The sequence below is a fragment of the Vibrio sp. 5S239 genome (genome assembly GCF_041439575.1).
Taxonomy (GTDB): Bacteria; Pseudomonadota; Gammaproteobacteria; order Enterobacterales; family Vibrionaceae; genus Vibrio; species Vibrio kanaloae.
On sequence record NZ_JBGOOM010000032.1, the window covers coordinates 1 to 19,754 of the forward strand.

The 19,754-nt window shown below is 44.5% G+C and carries 19 protein-coding genes; 15 read left to right on the top strand and 4 right to left on the bottom strand.

What is annotated here, in order from left to right; translation table 11 throughout:
- The 7 genes from ACED48_RS18890 to purF form a co-directional block, all read left to right on the top strand.
- Positions 1–1,638 (top strand): FimV/HubP family polar landmark protein (locus ACED48_RS18890; RefSeq protein ID WP_371694005.1); only part of this gene is annotated, 1,638 nt, incomplete at its 5' end.
- 128 nt (positions 1,639–1,766) lie between these two features.
- Positions 1,767–2,561 (top strand): tRNA pseudouridine(38-40) synthase TruA, encoded by a 795-nt coding sequence (truA, locus tag ACED48_RS18895; RefSeq protein WP_017056447.1) that lies wholly within the window; start codon positions 1,767–1,769, stop codon positions 2,559–2,561.
- Between the two features lie 176 nt (positions 2,562–2,737).
- Positions 2,738–3,664 carry an acetyl-CoA carboxylase, carboxyltransferase subunit beta gene (gene accD / locus ACED48_RS18900; protein WP_017056448.1) on the top strand — a complete coding sequence of 309 codons (927 nt, stop codon included), beginning with the start codon at positions 2,738–2,740 and terminating at the stop codon, positions 3,662–3,664.
- 42 nt (positions 3,665–3,706) lie between these two features.
- Positions 3,707–4,969, top strand: coding sequence for a bifunctional tetrahydrofolate synthase/dihydrofolate synthase (folC, locus tag ACED48_RS18905; RefSeq protein WP_017056449.1), 1,263 nt, complete (start codon positions 3,707–3,709; stop codon positions 4,967–4,969).
- The gene (locus ACED48_RS18910) at positions 4,970–5,545 is read left to right on the top strand and encodes an SPOR domain-containing protein (protein WP_017056450.1); all 576 of its coding nucleotides are present in this window, start codon (positions 4,970–4,972) and stop codon (positions 5,543–5,545) included.
- Positions 5,546–5,606: 61 nt separating this feature from the next.
- Positions 5,607–6,098: a CvpA family protein gene (locus ACED48_RS18915; protein WP_017056451.1), complete on the top strand. Its 492-nt coding sequence runs from the start codon at positions 5,607–5,609 to the stop codon at positions 6,096–6,098.
- 33 nt (positions 6,099–6,131) lie between these two features.
- Entirely contained in the window at positions 6,132–7,646 is a 1,515-nt protein-coding gene (gene purF, locus ACED48_RS18920) for an amidophosphoribosyltransferase (protein ID WP_017056452.1), read from the top strand.
- A gap of 138 nt (positions 7,647–7,784) precedes the next feature.
- Here purF and ACED48_RS18925 read toward each other — a convergent pair whose 3' ends face one another.
- Complete coding sequence (locus tag ACED48_RS18925) at positions 7,785–8,660, bottom strand: LysR family transcriptional regulator (RefSeq protein ID WP_017056453.1); 876 nt, start codon at positions 8,658–8,660, stop codon at positions 7,785–7,787.
- 228 nt (positions 8,661–8,888) lie between these two features.
- On the opposite strand from ACED48_RS18925, the gene ACED48_RS18930 reads away from it, so the two are divergent.
- The 7 genes from ACED48_RS18930 to recR all read left to right on the top strand — a co-directional run bounded on the left by ACED48_RS18930 (position 8,889) and on the right by recR (position 14,845).
- Positions 8,889–9,992: a response regulator gene (locus ACED48_RS18930; protein WP_017056454.1), complete on the top strand. Its 1,104-nt coding sequence runs from the start codon at positions 8,889–8,891 to the stop codon at positions 9,990–9,992.
- A gap of 155 nt (positions 9,993–10,147) precedes the next feature.
- The gene (locus ACED48_RS18935) at positions 10,148–10,285 is read left to right on the top strand and encodes a hypothetical protein (protein WP_004734169.1); all 138 of its coding nucleotides are present in this window, start codon (positions 10,148–10,150) and stop codon (positions 10,283–10,285) included.
- 119 nt (positions 10,286–10,404) lie between these two features.
- The gene (locus ACED48_RS18940; protein WP_077680152.1) at positions 10,405–10,776 is read left to right on the top strand and encodes a YbaN family protein; all 372 of its coding nucleotides are present in this window, start codon (positions 10,405–10,407) and stop codon (positions 10,774–10,776) included.
- Between the two features lie 161 nt (positions 10,777–10,937).
- The gene (apt, locus tag ACED48_RS18945) at positions 10,938–11,483 is read left to right on the top strand and encodes an adenine phosphoribosyltransferase (RefSeq protein ID WP_017056456.1); all 546 of its coding nucleotides are present in this window, start codon (positions 10,938–10,940) and stop codon (positions 11,481–11,483) included.
- Between the two features lie 18 nt (positions 11,484–11,501).
- Complete coding sequence (gene dnaX / locus ACED48_RS18950) at positions 11,502–13,685, top strand: DNA polymerase III subunit gamma/tau (RefSeq protein WP_017056457.1); 2,184 nt, start codon at positions 11,502–11,504, stop codon at positions 13,683–13,685.
- A gap of 152 nt (positions 13,686–13,837) precedes the next feature.
- Complete coding sequence (locus ACED48_RS18955) at positions 13,838–14,167, top strand: YbaB/EbfC family nucleoid-associated protein (protein ID WP_009848672.1); 330 nt, start codon at positions 13,838–13,840, stop codon at positions 14,165–14,167.
- A 78-nt stretch (positions 14,168–14,245) separates the two neighbouring features.
- Complete coding sequence (gene recR, locus ACED48_RS18960; RefSeq protein WP_029626987.1) at positions 14,246–14,845, top strand: recombination mediator RecR; 600 nt, start codon at positions 14,246–14,248, stop codon at positions 14,843–14,845.
- Between the two features lie 219 nt (positions 14,846–15,064).
- Here the strand turns inward: recR and ACED48_RS18965 are convergent, their stop codons facing one another.
- Positions 15,065–15,313: a YkgJ family cysteine cluster protein gene (locus ACED48_RS18965; RefSeq protein WP_017056459.1), complete on the bottom strand. Its 249-nt coding sequence runs from the start codon at positions 15,311–15,313 to the stop codon at positions 15,065–15,067.
- Positions 15,314–15,472: 159 nt separating this feature from the next.
- On the opposite strand from ACED48_RS18965, the gene ACED48_RS18970 reads away from it, so the two are divergent.
- The gene (locus tag ACED48_RS18970; protein ID WP_017056460.1) at positions 15,473–15,910 is read left to right on the top strand and encodes a YcgN family cysteine cluster protein; all 438 of its coding nucleotides are present in this window, start codon (positions 15,473–15,475) and stop codon (positions 15,908–15,910) included.
- Between the two features lie 123 nt (positions 15,911–16,033).
- Here ACED48_RS18970 and ACED48_RS18975 read toward each other — a convergent pair whose 3' ends face one another.
- Positions 16,034–17,611, bottom strand: a complete 1,578-nt coding sequence (locus ACED48_RS18975; RefSeq protein WP_017056461.1) for an alkaline phosphatase — start codon at positions 17,609–17,611, stop codon at positions 16,034–16,036.
- 192 nt (positions 17,612–17,803) lie between these two features.
- Complete coding sequence (locus ACED48_RS18980; RefSeq protein ID WP_017056462.1) at positions 17,804–19,690, bottom strand: BCCT family transporter; 1,887 nt, start codon at positions 19,688–19,690, stop codon at positions 17,804–17,806.
- Between the last annotated feature and the right edge of the window lie 64 nt (positions 19,691–19,754).

Below are 19,754 nucleotides of genomic sequence, written 5' to 3' on the forward strand. Positions count from 1 at the left end.
GAGCCAGAGCCAGAGCCAGAGCCAGAGCCAGAGCCAGAGCCAGAGCCAGAGCCAGTTCGTGCAGCAAATATGCCAGAGATCATTCCAAATGAATTCGGCGTACCAGAAGATGACGATTGGCTGGTTGAAGGTGAGACGCCTGCACCAGAGGCAGAAGCTGACGTAACACCAGAACCAGCTGTTGAACCTCAATTAGACGCTGAACCGCAACCAACAGCTGAGCCGAAAGCTGAAGCGGCACCGCAAGTTGAGGTTGCACCACAAACTGAAGTGGCGGAGCAAGCAAGTGAAGAAGAATTTTCATTTGATGATTTCGATCTGCCAGAGTTCGGTGAAGAAGAGGCACTAGCGGACGTTGATGTTGAAGTAACACCAGAACCATCTGTTGAACCTCAACTAGACGCTGAACCGCAACAAACAGCAGAGCCCCAAGTCGAAGCTATACCACAAGTTGAGAATGCCCCACAAACTGAAGTAGCCGATCAAGCAAGTGAAGACGAATTTTCGTTTGATGACTTCGAACTTCCAGAGTTTGGTGAAGAAGACGCATTAGCAGAAGTGGCAAGCGAACCGGATGAAGCACAGTTAGAACAAGACCTATCTGGTGGTACCGAGAAGTTTGAGTTTGATGACCTTGAGCTGCCTGAATACGATGAAGAGAGCGCAAAAGCTGATTCTGTTTTAGACGATATTGAACAAAGCAGCGCTGAACCTGTAGCGGAAGATACGGGTGTAGAGTTCGATGAATTGGATTTACCAGAATATGGTGAAGATGAAGCAATCTCTGATGCGTTTGCTGAGCAAACAACACCGCTAACTTCTTTCAGCCCACAAGGCGAAGAGCAAGATGCGTTGCATGATTTGTTCTCAAACCCGCAAAGCTTTGATTATGCTGATGCTCTCTCGGACGTTGAAAGCTCAGAGGCTAGCTTTACACAACCAGATGAATCACTGAACGCGTCTTCAGAGCCAGGCTCAACGCCAAAGGCGGTTCAAGATGAACCATTAGAAGACTTTGATGAGACTGCTCTGGCAGAGTTACTTTCAGAAGATGTTCAAACCACTGTCGATAATATGTTTGACAAACCATTGGATACAACGTCGATTGATAGTGCAGGTCTAGATATTGATGCGATGCTTGAAGTGGGTGGCGAAGATTGGAAGGGGTTTAACTTAGCGCCAGAGCAACAATCGAGCATGCATAAGAATGTTCCTGATGATCAACAAGAGATTTGGGCATCGGCAGAGCAACAAGCTGAACCTAAAGTTAAAGAAGAGAATTGGGGACAACAAGACAACTTAACCGAATCAGGAAGAGGTCGTGATAAGCCATACATGACGATTGATGAACTGATGGCTCAAGTAGAGCAAGAAGGTGAAGAGGCCACTAATCCAGACGATGAAGAATTGAAGCTGGATGTTGGTCTAAATGAGTTCCCTGATGTTATCGGTGACATAGGCAATTTTGATGTTGATAGCAATGCAGAAGCTGCAGGTAAACTCGATTTAGCTAAAATCTACATTGAGATGAGTGACTCGCAAGGCGCGATTAAGCTTCTAGAAGAAGCTATTGTTGACGGAAGCGATGATATTCGTCGCGAGGCCAAGAATATCATCGATAAATTAAACGGTCGGTAAGCTCAACGAAATAGAAAGGGTAGCATTGGCTACCCTTTGTTTTATTATTACAGTTTTAGCCCCATCCTATTTGGGATAGCACCGATTTCCGTATATACTTCTCGCCCATTTTCAAAGAGAACAAGAACATGAAAATTGCTTTAGGTATTGAATATAACGGTACCCACTACTTTGGTTGGCAGCGCCAACGAGACGTGAAAAGTGTCCAAGAAGAATTGGAAAAGGCTCTTTCAGTTGTCGCGAATCACCCTGTAGAAGTTATGTGCGCAGGTCGTACAGATGCCGGTGTTCACGGTACGGGACAAGTCGTTCACTTTGAAACTAATGTCGATCGTAAAATGGTGGCATGGACAATGGGCGCGAATGCTAACATGCCAAAAGATATTGCGGTTCGTTGGGCGGCAGAAGTGAATGAGGATTTCCATGCTCGTTTCTCGGCTACTGCGCGCCGTTACCGATACATTATCTTTAACCATGCACTACGCCCAGGTATTTTGAATTCAGGTGTGAGCCATTATCATGGTCATCTTGATGAGAAAAAAATGCACGAAGCGGGTCAGTACTTACTTGGTGAGAATGACTTTACTTCGTTTAGGGCAACACATTGTCAATCTCGTAGTCCATGGAGAAACATGATTCACTTGAACGTGACTCGTCATGGACACTACATTGTGATCGATATTAAAGCGAATGCGTTTGTTCACCACATGGTGAGGAATATTACTGGTAGCCTTATTGCCGTAGGTAAAGGTGAGCAGAAACCAGAGTGGATACAGTGGCTTTTAGAAGCTAAAGATCGAAAAGTAGCCGGCGCAACTGCAAAAGCGGAAGGTTTGTACCTGGTGGATGTTGATTATCCTGAACATTTTGAGTTACCGCGAGAGCCGATTGGCCCTCTTTTCTTACCAGATAATTTGAACTAAATGTGAGACTTAGGTTCAAAAAACATGGTAATTTCGCGTGTAAGATGGTGACAGAAAATAGGTACAACCAGTTTTTTATCTACAGTCGCTGTTTTATGTGCTTTAATTCCCACGCATAATTCCCAAATTTATTTCTTTCGCAATCAAGCGCAAGAATCGAAACAAAAAGGTCTTCCATGAGTTGGCTTGAAAAGATTTTAGAAAAAAGCAACATCGTAACATCTCGTAAAGCGTCTATCCCTGAGGGTGTTTGGACTAAATGTACTTCTTGTGAGCAAGTGCTTTACCATGCTGAACTAGAGCGTAACCTAGAAGTATGTCCAAAATGTGATCATCATATGCGCATGAAAGCACGTCGCCGTCTGGATACATTCCTAGATAAAGGTGAACGTGTTGAACTAGGTGCTGATCTTGAACCACAAGACAAACTGAAGTTTAAAGACTCTAAGCGTTACAAAGAACGTATCTCTGTTGCTCAGAAGAACAGTGGAGAGACAGATGCATTAGTAGCAATGAAAGGCGAACTGCTTGGTTTACCTATCGTAGCGTGTGCTTTTGAATTCTCATTCATGGGCGGCTCTATGGGTTCCGTTGTTGGTGCTCGTTTTGTGAAAGCAGTCGATGCTGCTATTGAAAACAATTGTGGTTTAGTTTGTTTCTCTGCAAGTGGTGGTGCGCGTATGCAAGAGGCGCTTATGTCTCTAATGCAAATGGCGAAAACCAGTGCAGCGCTAGAGCGTTTATCTGCGAAAGGTTTGCCGTTTGTTTCCGTAATGACTGACCCAACAATGGGTGGTGTTTCTGCGAGTCTAGCAATGCTAGGTGACATCAATATCGGTGAGCCAAAAGCATTGATCGGTTTCGCTGGACGTCGTGTAATCGAACAAACGGTACGTGAAGATCTTCCTGAAGGTTTCCAACGTAGTGAATTTCTACTAGACCACGGTGCTATCGATATGATCGTTGATCGTCGTGAGATGCGTCAGCGCGTAGCTAGCCTAGTTGGAAAAATGACCAACCAGCCTTCACCATTGGTAGTTTCTGTGAACGATTCACCGAATGAAGCTACTTATGAAGTACCAGAAGCGCCAGAAAAAGGGTAAAGTACCTTCTAACAAACCTACTTAATTATGGTTATGAGTTAGATGAGTCAACAACCTATTCCTCAAGCCACATCCTCTTTGGAGATGTGGCTTGATTATTTATCAAACATCCACACAAGCGCTATTGATCTTGGGTTAGACCGAGTTAAGGCCGTCGCTTCTAAGGTAAACCTCACCAAACCTGCTCAACACGTGATTACCGTTGCTGGAACCAATGGCAAAGGCTCAACGTGTGCCCTGATGGAAGCCATTCTATTAGATGCTGGTTACTCCGTTGGTGTCTACAGTTCCCCTCACTTAATCCGCTATAACGAACGTGTTCGTATCAACGGGCAAGATCTATCCGATGAAAAAATCGTGCAGTCATTCGATTTTATTGAAAAAGAGCGTGGCGAAATCAGCCTTAGTTTTTTCGAGTACGGCACCTTAGCCGCGTTACGCGCATTTCAAACGGAAGCGGTAGATGTCGTGTTATTGGAAGTGGGATTAGGCGGTCGTTTAGATGCAACGAATATCGTTGATCATGATGTGTCTGTGATTACCAGTTTGGCTGTCGACCATGTTGATTGGCTTGGTGACGACATCAATGTGATTGGCTTTGAGAAAGCGGGTATTTATCGTAGTGGTAAGCCTGCTATCTGTGGACAGCCTAAGCCACCCGCTACAGTTGCTGCACATGCAGACGATATAAAAGCTGAATTTTACCAAGTGGGTATTCAATACACCTATGATGTTGACGGTGATATTTGGAACTGGCGCAGCGGTGCATTCCAACTAGAAGCTTTACCAATTCCAGGTTTACCGTTACCTAATGCAGCAACCGCATTGATGGCATTGGGAACTTCAAAATTGAGCATTAGTGACATAAATATCACCAATGGCCTAAAGAGCGCACAGCTTCCCGGACGTATGCAGCAAGTCAGCGATCAACCTGTGATTGTGCTTGATGTGGCACATAATCCACATTCGGCTGAGTATTTTGCACAACAAGTTATTCAAAAGTATGCCGGAAAAAATTTACACGTTGTAGTCGCCATGCTTCATGACAAAGATATTCCCGCAACATTGGAAGTATTAGCACCAGTTGCAACACATTGGTATCCAGCTTCACTACAAGGCCCTCGTGCGGCAACCGCTGCCGAATTGTGTGAAAGCCTACCTGAAGGCGTAGAACAGCATTCAAACCCTGTTGCAGCGTTTGAAGCGGCTTTAGCTTCTGTCCAAGGTGATGATGTTGTGTTGGTGGTCGGTTCTTTCCATACTGTGGGTGAAGTGCTGGAGCATTGGCAGAAAAAAGGAAACTAAATGGCAAGTAAATTCCAAAGCCGATTAGTCGGTACCATCATTTTAGTAGCTATTGGCGTGATTGTATTGCCCGATGTGCTAGATGGTAAGAAGCTCCACTATAAAGAAGAGTTTGCAAGCATTCCAATTAAGCCTGAGCTTGATAGTAATGTTGAGGTTTTTGAAGTACTCGATCCTGTTGAAGATCAGATAGCGCTACCGGACTCTCCGGTTGAGCAAGTGGTTGAAAGTGGTAATACTGACAATTCAAACACGCAAACCACGTCTTCTTCCAATAGTAAAGAAGCAGACAAAGTGGCAGTAGTGGTTAAGCCAGTACCGGAAAAAAATGAATACCAAGACAGTGCTTGGATTATTCAATTGATGGCTTTAAAAAATGCTGACAACGCCAAAAATGTTGTTAAGGATTTACAAAAGCGCGGCTACCAGGCTCACACCAAGCAAGAAAATAGTTTTACGCGAGTAATTATTGGCCCGGATGTCTCTAAATCCAAACTTGAGCGACAAATTAAGGAATTAGAGAAAATTACGGGTTCAAAAGGTCAATTGCTCAAATTTAAACCGTTAAATCCATAAGAAAACGTTTGCGTCAGCATTTTTTCTGTTAAAATGCGCGCCAACTTAAGATGAAGAATTCATGAATTGGTTAGATTTTGTCATTTTAGGCGTGATCGGCTTCTCTGCCGTGATCAGTTTAGTTCGTGGTTTCGCTAAAGAAGCGTTGTCATTGGTTATTTGGTTTGGAGCATTTTTTATTGCTAGCCAGTACTACGCTAAATTAGCCATGTACTTCACCAATATCGAAGATGAGATGTTTCGAAACGGAACTGCGATAGCAGCATTATTTGTTGCAACGTTAGTTGTTGGTGCCTTAGTTAACTATGTCATCGGTCAGCTAGTTCAGAAAACAGGCCTGTCAGGTACAGACAGAATCCTCGGTGTCGTCTTTGGCGGTTTACGTGGTGTTTTGATTGTCTCTGCAGTGTTGTTTTTCATGGATGCGTTTACTGCATTCCCAAGTTCTGAGTGGTGGAAGAGTTCGCAATTGGTTCCAGAATTTAGTCGAATCATTGCGCCGTTCTTCGAGCATTTACAAGCAACATCTAGTTTCTTATCTGGCGCGCTTTAGCGCCAGTTAATATCGAAAATCGAGGGTTAGGACATGTGTGGTATTGTTGGAATCGTGGGTTCAACACCTGTAAACCAGTCAATTTATGACGCTTTAACGGTATTGCAGCATCGTGGCCAAGATGCCGCAGGTATTTGTACCATAGAAAGCAATCGTTTCCGTCTGCGTAAGGCGAATGGTTTAGTCAAAGATGTTTTTGAAGCAAAACACATGCAGCGCTTACAAGGTGAAGTTGGTATTGGTCATGTTCGTTACCCTACTGCGGGTAGTTCAAGTGCATCTGAAGCTCAACCTTTCTACGTAAACTCTCCTTTTGGTATCACGTTGGCTCACAACGGTAACCTGACAAACGCAAACGAAGTGCGTGAAAAGTTGTTCGAGAAAGACCGTCGTCATTTAAATACAACTTCTGACTCTGAAGTTCTATTGAACGTTTTGGCTCATGAGATCGATACCGTTAAAGGTAACGTGACTTCAGATGATGTTTTCCGCGCTGTCTCTAATGTACACCGCACGATTCGCGGCGCTTACGCAGTAACGGCAATGATTATCGGCCACGGTATGATTGCATTTCGTGACCCACATGGTATCCGTCCTCTGTGTCTTGGTAAGCGTGAGGTTGATGGTAAAACAGAGTACATGGTTGCGTCTGAGTCAGTCGCGTTAGACGCTGTTGGTTTTGATTTTATGCGCGATGTTGCTCCTGGTGAAGCTATCTACGCAACATTCGATGGTGATCTTTTTACTAAGCAATGCGCAGACAACCCACAACTAAACCCATGCATCTTTGAATTTGTATACTTTGCTCGCCCAGATTCATTCATCGACAAAATCTCGGTTTACAGCGCACGCGTTGAGATGGGTGAGATGCTAGGTAAACGTATTAAAGAAGAGTACGCCGACTTAGATATTGATGTGGTTATCCCAATTCCTGAAACTTCGAACGATATTGCGCTACGCATAGCTCAAGCGATCAACAAGCCATACCGTCAGGGTTTCGTGAAGAACCGTTATGTTGGCCGCACGTTTATCATGCCTGGTCAGCAACAGCGTAAAAAATCAGTTCGCCGTAAGCTGAACGCAATCCGTTCAGAGTTTAAAGGTAAGAATGTTCTATTGGTTGACGACTCTATCGTTCGCGGTACAACATCAGAGCAGATCATTGAGATGGCTCGTGATTCAGGGGCAAGTAAAGTCTTCATGGTTTCAGCCGCTCCAGAGGTGCGCTTTCCGAACGTTTACGGCATCGATATGCCGAGCGCGATAGAGCTGATTGCTCATGGTCGTGACAACGAAACGATTTGTAAGCAGATTGGCGCAGATGCTTTGATTTTCCAAACGCTACCAGATCTAATCTCTGCGGTAGGTATGGGCAACCAAGACATTTCTCGCTTCGATACTTCGGTATTTAACGGTGAGTATGTAACAGGTGATATCGACCAAGCGTACTTAGATTTCCTAGATTCTTTGCGTAATGACGACTCAAAGGTTCAGCGTGAAATCCAACAAGACCTAGCGAACCTAGAGTTACATAACGAAGGCGCTTAGTCTTTCCGTTAGGAATAGCGCTTTTTTGCTAGCAACGAATCATTGTTTTTCTGGCAATGATTCATGATTGCAAGCGATTCAGAATCTAAAAAACCAGAGTATTCGCTCTGGTTTTTTTATTTTCAGCAAAGAGAGTTTTTAATGAATGTGGTATGCGATCACAAAATCAATAAACAACCTTACCTTCTCTGGCAGGTGGTCTTTGTGGTTATAAAGCATATAAATATCACGAGGGTTAGCGCTCCAGTCTTCTAGGACCTGCACTAAGCTGCCATCTTCAATGTATTCACGAATCATCACGTCAGGCATTAGGGTAATACCTAAGCCTCCAGAACATGCTTGTCTCACTACATTGAGTGCATTGGCGTTGAAACGACCTTTCTCGCTGTTAACCACCGTCTCATCATTGGAGTTACTCAGTTGCCACTTAATTAGCGGGTAGCCTTTTAGGAGAGAGTGGTGAGCCAGTTCTTCCGCGTGGCTTGGTGCCGGGTTCTTCGCTAAATAATCAGGGCTCGCGATAAGAATATCTTTTACTTCACTGATTTTTCTTGCGATTAGACTTGAGTCACGTTGTGGGCCAACGCGGAAAATTACGTCCCACTCGGTTGGATCAAGCTGATCGGCTTGGTTGTTCATCATCAATTCAATATTGATATCAGGGTATTGAATCATGAAGTCGCTGAACATTGGCATCATCATGCGTTTGGTCAGGTTGGATGGGGCCGTAATACGAATCTTACCGGAAGCTCCTTTGCACACGTCCGTGAGCTCTTCTGCAGTAGAAGACAGGCGTTGCAATAGCGGAGAGCATTCATTGAAAAAACGTTCGCCAGCCTCTGTTAAAGAGAGTTTACGTGCGTGTCTATTGAGAAGCCTCAGGTTCAGAGAGTCTTCTAAGGCTTGAATACGTCGTGTAATAGTCGCAACCGGAATCATAGTCTTGCGCGATGTTGCGGTGTAGCTCCCATTTTCAACGACGAGTCGAAAGAGGTTTAAATCATCTAATTTCATAAATCCAGACACATTTGTTTACAATCTCATCTAATTTATACGTAACAGTGAGATCAATGTTTGCGTTACGTCAACTCGTTGCATTATTTACAAGTATTCCAACCCTCGTCACGGATTACCAGTAAAGAGTGAACATTTGTGTATTTAGCATTTTGTTACTAAGTTTTATATTAGTTCTTAGAACAGATAACAATAATAATTCGACTTAGTTTTGTGAGGTTATAGATTATGTACAAAACTCACAGTCAGCCAGTAATGACCTCGGCTCAGGAAGTAATCAACCCGAAATGCGTGATGTTGGTTGATGATGATCCTATTTTTCGCCGTATAACCAGCGCGTACTTAGACACGATTGGTTATAAAGTGGTTGAGGCTGAAAATGGACTGGACGCTCTGCAAAAGCTCAGAGACTCGGCGCCAGATTTAATTGTGTGTGACTTGTCAATGCCGATCCTGGACGGCATTGAGCTTGTGGAAGAGCTCAGTTTAGAGTATCCATCATTGCCTATGATCGTTGTCTCAGGGACAGACGATATGTCGGATGTGGCGAAAGCATTACGATTTGGCATCAAAGACTTCTTAGCCAAACCTTTAGAGGATCACGGTCACTTAGGCAGTGCAATCGCGAATACGTTAAAAGATTCATTCGACAACATTTCGGATCAACGAGATTTTTCAAGCCAATGGTTTTGTGTGGATGACGGAGGAGAGATCCCCGAAGATCAAGAGCTGCATTGGCACCTTAATTATTTACAAGAAAACCCAAGTGCAGCAAAAGACTTACTGCATGCGCTGCTGCCTGAAAAAGATACAAGACAAGGCTCATGGTGTTGTAGTTATCGATTATTGCAATCAACAGAGATGATGCCGCTTGTGTTTGACTACGCATGGATGATGAATGGGCAGTTTGCTTTTTACCTCGTCGATTCGTCCTCTTCTGATAATGCCAGCTCAGCGTCTACATTGTTGGTGCGAGCGCTATTTCACGATTACATAAGAAATAGAAAAGATTTTAATGTTGATCTCAAAGATATTGCTGAGATTTTAGAGAAGGGGATTGAGTGCTCCAAATGTGCCACGCCCGTTAATGCATTGTTTGGTGTCGCCAACCTTGCCGAGGGTACCATCTCTGTTTTGCCTGCGGGTCTAGATGGACGCTGGTCGAATGGTGAGATGAATCAAAACATTGCCGCTGGTGAGCGTTTAGGCGAAAACTGTAAGAAGAATTTTATTACGAGAGACTTGCCGATTGAACAAGGCTGCCAACTCTCATTGAGCTTGCTTGGAGCGGCGAGCTTTAGTTTAGACATACACCAAGGGTCTACCGATTAACCCTATATTTCCTCGGTTTTTGTGAATAATTGATTAAGGTATAGTTGCGCAAATGGTGTGGCTATGCCTTTTTTGTTAAATGTCAATTTAGCAAAGCGGGTTTGGTTCACCAGATAGCACATACTTACCTTTACTAACAAAAACAAGAAGCAATCATGGCAGATAACAAAGACTTTCAAGACCCGTTTAATGTATTCTATTTTTTAGGATTTTTAGCCGCATTTTTAGCGATTCCATTGTTACCAGCAACATTAACGTTGATCCGTGTATTCAATGGTTACGCAACATTTTAGTTAACCGATTTCCGTTTGCTGAATCGTAGTTGACTGATTCAGAGTTGACTGATTGAAAGTTAACGGGTCGTAATTAATTTAAGGAGGCCACAATTAGCGTTCGAGTTTTAAGTCTCAATATTGCTGGTGGCCTTTGTATATTTCTCGCAGTGCTAGGGATAGTTTTACCTGTTCTGCCAACCACGCCTTTTCTTCTTCTTGCTAGCGCATGCTTCATGCGAAGCAATCCTAAAGTTCATAAATGGATGCATGAACACAAAACGCTGGGTCCTTTACTGAACAATTGGTATCAACATGGTGCCGTAACCAAACAAGTTAAAACGCGCGGTGTGTTCTTTATCTTGTTGAGTTTTGCGTTATCCATCTGCTTTTCCCCGATCATTTGGGTTAAGGTTTTCCTTATTTGCGTACTTGTTATTCTTCTCACATGGTTTATGCGACTTCCGACCCATGAGTTGGTTGCTGACAGCAAAGAAAATCACTACCATTAAGCCAATGTGCCTGCTTGTAAAGCGGGCGTTTATTATTTCAGCAATCAGGGCTATGACTCTCGTTGCAATGAATACCAATCGTACCTTTCCTTAATTCCAAGCGTTGATGTTTGATTCATTAACGAGGGTTTGGAAAGCGGCCTAATGAAGTGCATAAGATTATGAACACAGAAAAAATCTCCCTGATCAAAGCAAGCATCAAAAGCATCCCTGATTACCCTAAAGCAGGTATTTTGTTCCGTGACGTAACAAGCTTGATGGAAGACCCTGCGGCTTACAAAGCGACTATTGACCTGCTAGCGGAAACATTCAAGGACATGGGCTTTACTAAGATCGTTGGTACGGAAGCTCGTGGTTTCTTATTTGGTGCGCCTTTGGCTCTTGAGCTAGGTGTTGGCTTCATTCCTGTTCGTAAACCTGGCAAGCTGCCTCGTGAAACTGTGGCTCAATCTTATGAACTTGAGTACGGTACAGATACATTAGAAATCCATACCGACGCTATCGTTGAAGGCGATAAAGTGCTGATGGTTGATGATTTGTTAGCAACAGGCGGTACGATTGAAGCAACAACAAAGCTGATTCGTAGGCTCGGTGGTGTGGCAGAGCACGCTGCATTTGTTATTAACCTTCCAGAAATCGGTGGTGACAAGCGCTTAAAAGGCTTAGGTCTAGAAGTGTTTAGCATCTGCGAATTCGACGGTCACTAATCCTTTTCGGAATTATTCATGAGCTATCTTGCGTTAGCGCGAAAATGGCGACCAACCAAATTCAAAGAAGTGGTTGGTCAAGCCCATGTTTTAACAGCATTAGAGAATGCCCTTAGCCAAAATAGGTTGCATCACGCATACCTGTTCAGCGGCACACGAGGTGTCGGTAAAACGACCATCGGCCGTTTATTTGCTAAGGGTCTCAACTGTGAAACAGGCATTACCTCAACCCCTTGTGGTGAATGTGCAACCTGTAAAGAGATTGATGAAGGTCGTTTTGTTGATCTTCTTGAAATCGATGCTGCCTCTCGAACAAAGGTAGAAGATACCCGCGAGCTTCTGGACAATGTTCAGTACAAGCCAGCACGTGGTCGCTTCAAGGTTTACCTTATCGATGAAGTACACATGCTTTCTAGGCACAGTTTTAACGCGCTTCTAAAGACCTTAGAAGAGCCGCCTGAGTATGTGAAATTTTTGCTCGCAACGACCGATCCACAGAAGCTTCCAGTGACGATTCTATCGCGTTGTCTGCAGTTCCACCTTAAGCCGATCAGTGTTGATAATATTCACGAGCAGCTCGATCATATTCTTGAACAAGAAAGTGTTGCGTCTGAGTCTCGTGCGCTTGGGATGATTGCTCACGCGGCTGACGGCAGTATGCGTGATGCTCTGAGTTTAACGGATCAAGCTATCGCATTAGGCAACGGCAATGTTGTGACAGACACTGTGGCTCATATGCTCGGTACGCTAGACACCGACCAAGCCATTCACTTGCTAGAAGCGATCAGCAGTAAGCAGCCGCAAGTAGCAATGGCTTGCATCGAAGGTCTTGCCGAGAATGGTGTGGAATGGGATGGTTTATTGAGTCAACTTGCGACCCAGTTACATCGCCTTGCAATGTTTCAAGCATTACCATCAACCTTAGATAAAGCACAGCCTGATGCTGAACGGATAGAACTGCTTAGCAACGCATTAAGCCCACAAGATATCCAACTGTACTATCAGATTGTGTTGAAAGGACGTCAAGACCTACCGTTATCACCCACTGCGCGTGTTGGTATTGAGATGGTGGCTTTACGTATGTTGGCGTTTAGACCTGCAGAACAAGCAATGGCAACGGCAATATCGACTCAGTCGACGAGCACTGCGTCAATGGCAGCTCCGAGACAGTCTCAGATGCAACAACAGGCGCCTCAACAGCAAGCTATGCAGTCGCCACCTGTACAACAGGCTCAGCAGCAGAATCCAGCACAGTATTCAGATTCGCAAGGTTACGCTGGCCATTCAGGCAGCCAAGGTTATCCTGAGCAGGATTACTCGCACAGTCAGTATGATGCACCACCGACTTATGACGAACGCCCTAGCTATGGTGCAGAGCAGCCTCAACAGCAAGCGAATTATCAGAATCAGAGCCCAGCTCAGCCACACAACGCTGCTTCACCTGTTTCTTCTGCTCCGCAAGGACAATCAGAACGTCCGGCTTCGCCTGTGAGTGGTTTACGCCACCAACTGCGTTCTCAACGCAGAGGCAGCGCAGCACCAACAGAGAGCAAAGGTTCAGCGCCAAAAAAGGCTAAAGCGACACCAGCTAAAACTTCAGTTCTTGACCGAGTTGCTCAGCAACACGGTGGCTCTGAGCGGGTGTCGCCAGCTTCTTTATCTACCTCTTCGACACAAAAGGTGACCAATGATAATGAATCTTATCGCTGGAAACCGTCTAAACCTGTAGTGCAAGAGGTGAACAAAGAGCTTACACCCACTCAGATCAAGCGCGCGTTGGAGCATGTTAAGACACCAGAAATGGTCGAAAAATTGCTTCAAGAGTCTATTTCTCAAGATCAATGGTCCGCCACGATTCAAAAGCTAGAGACAGCCAAGCTTGTTGAACAGTTAGCATTAAACTCAGTGTTTTCTAAAAATGGAACATCAATTACTCTAACGTTAAGAGCGAGTCAGGCTCACTTGAATACGGACCGTGCGCAGAGCGAACTATTACAGTCTCTCAATGCCGTACTCGGAGAAGAGTGTCATTTGAGCGTTGAAATCGGTGAGGGTGGAGAAACGCCTCTAGAACTACGAGAAAGATTGTATCAAGGCAAGTTGAAAGATGCGTTTACCAGTTTGGAAAACGATGCCAACGTACAGTTTATAGAAAAGCGTTTTGCTGCGGAGCTCGACAGAGACAGCGTTCGTCCTATCTAGAACACTGTCTCGTTTAGTGACCGGCATATCATCTCAGATAAGCGAATCTGAGAACTGAACATCGAGGGGTTGAATCGCATTGTTTTAACCCCCATTTAGGCACGTATAGCTTAATTAATTTTAATAAACCAATTAGACCAGAGAGTATTAACATGTTTGGTAAAGGCGGTATGGGCAACATGATGAAGCAAGCCCAGCAAATGCAAGAGCGCATGCAAAAGCTTCAAGAAGAAATCGCAAATATGGAAGTTACAGGTGAGTCAGGTGCTGGCCTTGTAAAAGTAACGATAACTGGTAGCCACAGCGTTCGCCGTGTTGATATCGATGAAAGTTTAATGGAAGACGATAAAGAGATGCTTGAAGATCTTATCGCTGCTGCCTTCAACGATGCGGCTCGTCGTGTTGAAGAAACTCAAAAAGAGAAAATGGCTGGCGTAACTGGTGGAATGCAACTTCCACCAGGTATGAAGATGCCTTTCTAAGTAACTTATTCTTTAAAGTTAATTCAAGTGGCGGTTTGTGTCGAACAAGTCACCATTTGAAAATCAGAACGGTTAAATATGCGTACCAGTCACATGCTGGAGCATCTGATGGAGGCCTTACGTTGTCTGCCTGGGGTTGGCCCTAAGTCGGCGCAGCGTATGGCCTTTCATTTGTTACAGCGCGATAGAAAAGGCGGCCTACAGTTGGCTGAAGCTCTTAGCCAAGCAATGACAGAAATTGGTCATTGTAATGAGTGCCGTACTTTTACCGAAGAAGATACTTGCCATATTTGTACTAATCCTAAACGTCAGGATAACGGTCAGATATGTGTAGTAGAAAGCCCTGCAGATATTGCAGCAATTGAAGCAACTGGCCAATATTCAGGTCGTTACTTTGTGTTGATGGGGCATCTTTCACCACTAGATGGTATTGGTCCAAGTGATATCGGTCTCGATGTTTTGGACTACCGCTTACGTCGTGGTGATATCTCTGAAGTAATCCTAGCGACGAACCCGACAGTTGAAGGGGAAGCAACAGCGCATTACATCGCAGAGCTGTGTAGTGCCCATGAAGTCAACGCAAGCCGTATTGCTCATGGTGTTCCCGTTGGTGGTGAGCTAGAGCTGGTGGATGGCACCACGCTTTCTCACTCCTTACTAGGTCGTCATAAGATCTAAAAAAGCCGCTTGGTGAATTATCACTAAGCGGCTTTTCTTTTACCTGCATAGGTAGAAGCGACGATTAAACGGCGCTATTACCTAACACCACCCCAAATGTTCCGACCATTTCTAACGTATACCTATTCATAACCATTCTTATTAATCTGGAATAGTCTCAACAAGACAGTTGAGATTTCGCAAATTTGTGAAATCTTGCGGATATAAGAGCAAATATGCTTAGGTAATCGCTTCTAACTCGATAAGGTTATCGAGTGCTTCTTGGTCCGTCTTTCCACAAACACTAGGGCAGGCTTTGAACTGATGGCAGACTTTAGGACGTGAAGGTTGCCCGAATAACTTACATAGGTCTTGTTCATTTAATTGGATGCAGCGTACGCCAGCAGGTTTGCCATTAGGCATTCCAGGAATAGCAGATGTAATACTCGGAGCGATACAACAAGCTCCACAACCTAAACGACATTCCATCAAATTAAACTCACTAAATAACAGGGTGCGCGATAGTAGCAAAAAATGATGAGAGTGACAGCTGTTGATTGAATCAAAGAATGAACAATTATTATCCTTGAATTTATTATGGGCTAGCGGTATAACACGCACCCCAGTAAACAAGTATGAAGTAATCCTATGACGACCCCATTTTGGCAAGAAAAAACACTAGAGCAGATGACAGAGAATGAGTGGGAATCACTGTGTGACGGTTGTGGTAAGTGTTGCCTACATAAACTAATGGATGAAGATAGTGATGAAGTGTACTACACCAACGTGGCGTGTAGTTGGTTAAACGATAAAACATGTTCGTGTAAAGATTACCCGAACCGCTTCACGTCAGGTGAAGAGTGTTTGAAGCTGACTCGTGACAAGATCGATGAATTTCATTGGCTACCAGACACCTGTGCTTATCGTCTTCTATCAGAATCTAAGCCAATTCCCAAATGGCACCCATTGATCACGGGTTCTAAATCAGAGATGCATGCAGCAGGTGAAAGCGTTCGTAATCAAGTGGTATACGAAATTGATGTGGTTGATTGGGAAGACCACATATTGAACCACCCGAATCGCTAGTTATTCTAAAAACAGCCGCTCTTGAGCGGCTGTTTTGTTATTCGGTAGTACCAAAAAAAACCAACAATTAGAATCAAAAAAACGCCCCGAAGGGCGCTTGCTTAAACGAGTAAAAAGTTCAGGCTAGTTTACTTGTTGTTTAATGTACTCACCCAGTTCTGAGTGGTGCATGATTTTCGAAACTGGCAGTATTTTCTCTGCTGGGCCCCAAGCAAAAACGTTCACTGGTGTGTGAGTGTGTGTGCCTGTACCCCAAACGATGTTTTGACCGGTTGCTTGTTCACGAGCAAGTAGGTTGCCACGGTCGTTATATGGGAAGAAAGCATCGAAATCGTTGATAGCAGGCACTTCCTCTGCCGACAAGTATTTGTGCTGAGCCAATCGGTATGGGTTCGGCTTACTGGCTAATACGTTTTTCGCCTGTTCCGCTGTGATAGGGAACTCACTATTCTGGTTGACGATCTCAGCCAACTTTTCAGGTGTTTGCTGCGCTTTATCCAGTTTTTGATATTCGCTGATCATGCCATAGTAGCTTTGTTTCTGATTATATAAACCATCTAGAATGTCGAATGCACCAAAGTTAAAGTTGGGTGCATAGTCGCGATCAGCGAAAGCTTCGCCAGAACGTTTCTGTGGTTTTGGTAGGTTGTCAGAAGAGTAGCTAAATCCGAAAGAACCCGTTTCGTGGTCTGCGGTCACTATCACGATCGTGTCTTCACGATCTTTTGCCCATTCATACACTGTTTGGATCGCTTCATCAAACTTGAGCAGTTCATGCAGCATAGTGCCGGCATCGTTACTATGGCCCGCCCAGTCGATTTGACCACCTTCAACCATTAGGAAAAATCCGTCTTCATCTTTGGATAACACGTTGAGTGCTTTTTGTGTCATCTCTTTCAAGCTTGGCTGAGTACGTTCGCCACTCTTTTTCTTGTTGCTGTAAGCGATGCCGTCATCCATGCCTGAGTAGGCGAACAGGCCAAGTAGCTTGTCGCCTTTAGCTTCTTCTAACATGCTACGGTTAAACGCTAGTTGGTAGCCGTCCTTTTCTGCTTCAGTTAGAAGGTTACGGTCGTCTTTACGTTTTGATTTTAGGTAAACATCGCCCTGAGTCAATTTCTCAAGTTGCTTGTAGGTTTCGCCTTTGTCATTGGTCGATTTTGGAATCCAGTGACGTAGCCCGCCTGAAAGCATTACATCAACGCCCGTTTTTAGCATGTCGTTAGCAATTTGGTTTTCGAGTGAACGGTGAGGTTGGTGAGCCGCAAAAGAAGCGGGTGTCGCGTGAGTTAAACGCGTGTCGGACACTAGGCCAGTTGCTTTGCCTGCTTTTTTGGCTTTCTCAAGTACCGTCTCGACATGATTGCCTTGCGAGTCAATGCCAATCACTTCTGAACCACTATAGATACCCGTTGCAAGCATGGTTGCAGAACAAGCGGAATCCACCACAATCGCATCTTCTGGGTGAGTCAGGGATGAACCAATGACCCCTTCTTGAGCTAATTGGTAAAGGGCGGTTTTATTCCCTTTATAAATGGAATTTGGCGCCTGGTTTGCGTAGGTTTCCAATAAGCCAACTTGCTGAGGTCCCATACCATCACCAATCATCAGAATGACGTTTTTGATTTCTGCTGAAAGTACGTTGAATGAGAGTGTTGAGGTTGCCACTGCGGCAATGATTGGTTTAATAATGTGCTTCATTAGTTGTCCCTTTTCATATAAGCCGGATGATTAGAACATCAAAATGTGTCAAAGTCGTTTCACATTTGTTTCATAATTATAAATTTGAGTAATAACTCAAAGTTCTGAGAGAACATAAAAAAAGACTCACGTTTCGGTGAGCCTTTGCTTACTTAGGAGTGTCCAAGTAAATGGACGACGTTATGGCTAATATTAAGCAAGTTGTAGTTCCGTAACCACTTGATTGAATGCGATTCGAGCATTCTGAGCCTGCTCAGATAACTCGATCTTTTTAGCTTGTGCGGTACTCAGATTACTCTCGGCCTGCTCAAGTGCTTGTTGTAGGTTCTCTGGTAACTCGTGAGTTTCCATTTGTGAACCTTGTTCTAACACATAAGCGCGAATTTCTTTCTTCACTGCGGCAAGTTCTGTGTAAGCAACACGCTCAAGTTCTGCAGCTTCTTGTGCTGCATCTCTTTCTTTCTCAAACTGAGCCAGTGCCATACCTTCTGCAGACCATGGATCCATGTCTGGCAACTCTTCGATGTTGATCGTTGGCTCGATGTACGCATCTTGGTGGCGCAGGTCGAGGTTAGTCGCACGAACCGCTGAGATCATCAGCATCACAGAAATAACAAGCAACGGTAAACCACCGACAATTGCCGCGGTTTGTAGTGTACTTAAACCGCCCAAGAACATCAGAATCGTTGGTAAGAACGACAGAGTGAATGCCCAGAACATACGGTTCCAACGCATTGGTTCTTCAGTCACATTGTTTTGAACCACAGACGCAAGGATGTATGAGATAGAGTCAAACGTCGTTGCTGTAAAGATGATACAAAGCAGAGTGAATACCGCGATAACTAGAGTGCTCATAGGCAGTTGTGCTAGCATCGAGAAAATGGCCTTAGTTGCGCCTTCGGCATTCAAAATCGCAACCACATCTAGCTCACCAGAAAGCTGCAGTGATAGGCCGTAGTTACCTAGGATCATGAAGAACAAGAAACAGCCTAGTGAACCGAAGAAGATAGAACCTGACACCATTTGTTTGATGGTTCTGCCGCGAGAGATACGCGCAACAAACAGACCCATACTCGGTGCAAATACTAGCCACCATGCCCAGTAAAAAATGGTCCAGTCTTGTGGGAAGTGGGTGTTTTCAAAGGTACCGTAACCTCCAAATGGTTCTGCCCATGTCGCCATCACGAAGAAGTTAGACAGTAGGCGACCAATTGAATCTAAACCAGTTTCAAGCATGAAGATGGTTGGACCCGCAATCAACACGAAAACCAGTAGACCCATCGCACCCCAGAAATTGATATTACTTAGAATCTTGATGCCTTTTTCTAATCCTGCATAAGATGAGTAAGCAAAAATCGCAGTACACACTAAAAGCACCATCACTTGCGTTAGGTTATTTTTAGGTAGACCAAATAGGTGGTTCAGACCTTCAGTAATAAGAGGGGCTGCTAAACCTAATGTTGTCGCCGCACCGCCAAGTAGGCCGAAAATGAAAAGGATATCGACGATTTTTCCAGGTACGCCTTTACTGCGGTGTTCACCAAGAACAGGCATTAACGCACTAGAGATCTTTAGAACTGGCTGTTTACGTACATAGAAGAAGTAAGCGATAGGAATCGCAGGGATCAGGTAGATAGACCACGCGATTGGTCCCCAGTGGAACAAACCGTAAGTTGCAGCCCAACGAACCGCTTCTTCACTGCCAGGTTCTAGTTGGAAAGGTGGTGACTGGTAGTAGTAAGCCCATTCAATACAGCCCCAATACAAGATACTTGCACCGATACCGCCACAAAATAGCATTGCAGCCCATGATGCTGTTTTGAATTCAGGCTCTTCATCAGCTTCGCCCAGTTTAATTTGGCCCATATCACTGAATACAACGTAAACCATAAATGCACAGGCGGCGAGGCCTAGCGCAAGATATAGAAATCCAAGTTGGTCTGTCATGAATGTTTTCGCAACCGCAATCCAGTCTGCGCCCTGTGCAGGGAACAAAATGAGCGGGGAAACTATCGTGAGTAGGAGTGCAATCGCACCAAAGAAGGTAGGCTTATCAATAAGCTCAAAAGTGTTTTTCACGAGTATTATTCCATTAAAATGAGAGCGGAATTATGGAATGAACTCGTTTTTTAGACCAAATCGG

What these genes read in the sequence shown, in the direction of transcription:
- accD (WP_017056448.1), top strand. Translation starts at nt 2,738, where the DNA reads ATGAGTTGGCTTGAAAAGATTTTAGAAAAAAGCAACATCGTAACATCT.
- recR (WP_029626987.1), top strand. Translation starts at nt 14,246, where the DNA reads ATGCGTACCAGTCACATGCTGGAGCATCTGATGGAGGCCTTACGTTGT.
- ACED48_RS18955 (WP_009848672.1), top strand. Translation starts at nt 13,838, where the DNA reads ATGTTTGGTAAAGGCGGTATGGGCAACATGATGAAGCAAGCCCAGCAA.
- ACED48_RS18915 (WP_017056451.1), top strand. Translation starts at nt 5,607, where the DNA reads ATGAATTGGTTAGATTTTGTCATTTTAGGCGTGATCGGCTTCTCTGCC.
- ACED48_RS18925 (WP_017056453.1), bottom strand. Translation starts at nt 8,660, where the DNA reads ATGAAATTAGATGATTTAAACCTCTTTCGACTCGTCGTTGAAAATGGG.
- ACED48_RS18910 (WP_017056450.1), top strand. Translation starts at nt 4,970, where the DNA reads ATGGCAAGTAAATTCCAAAGCCGATTAGTCGGTACCATCATTTTAGTA.
- purF (WP_017056452.1), top strand. Translation starts at nt 6,132, where the DNA reads ATGTGTGGTATTGTTGGAATCGTGGGTTCAACACCTGTAAACCAGTCA.
- truA (WP_017056447.1), top strand. Translation starts at nt 1,767, where the DNA reads ATGAAAATTGCTTTAGGTATTGAATATAACGGTACCCACTACTTTGGT.
- ACED48_RS18930 (WP_017056454.1), top strand. Translation starts at nt 8,889, where the DNA reads ATGTACAAAACTCACAGTCAGCCAGTAATGACCTCGGCTCAGGAAGTA.
- folC (WP_017056449.1), top strand. Translation starts at nt 3,707, where the DNA reads ATGAGTCAACAACCTATTCCTCAAGCCACATCCTCTTTGGAGATGTGG.
- apt (WP_017056456.1), top strand. Translation starts at nt 10,938, where the DNA reads ATGAACACAGAAAAAATCTCCCTGATCAAAGCAAGCATCAAAAGCATC.
- dnaX (WP_017056457.1), top strand. Translation starts at nt 11,502, where the DNA reads ATGAGCTATCTTGCGTTAGCGCGAAAATGGCGACCAACCAAATTCAAA.
- ACED48_RS18935 (WP_004734169.1), top strand. Translation starts at nt 10,148, where the DNA reads ATGGCAGATAACAAAGACTTTCAAGACCCGTTTAATGTATTCTATTTT.
- ACED48_RS18965 (WP_017056459.1), bottom strand. Translation starts at nt 15,313, where the DNA reads ATGGAATGTCGTTTAGGTTGTGGAGCTTGTTGTATCGCTCCGAGTATT.
- ACED48_RS18970 (WP_017056460.1), top strand. Translation starts at nt 15,473, where the DNA reads ATGACGACCCCATTTTGGCAAGAAAAAACACTAGAGCAGATGACAGAG.
- ACED48_RS18975 (WP_017056461.1), bottom strand. Translation starts at nt 17,611, where the DNA reads ATGAAGCACATTATTAAACCAATCATTGCCGCAGTGGCAACCTCAACA.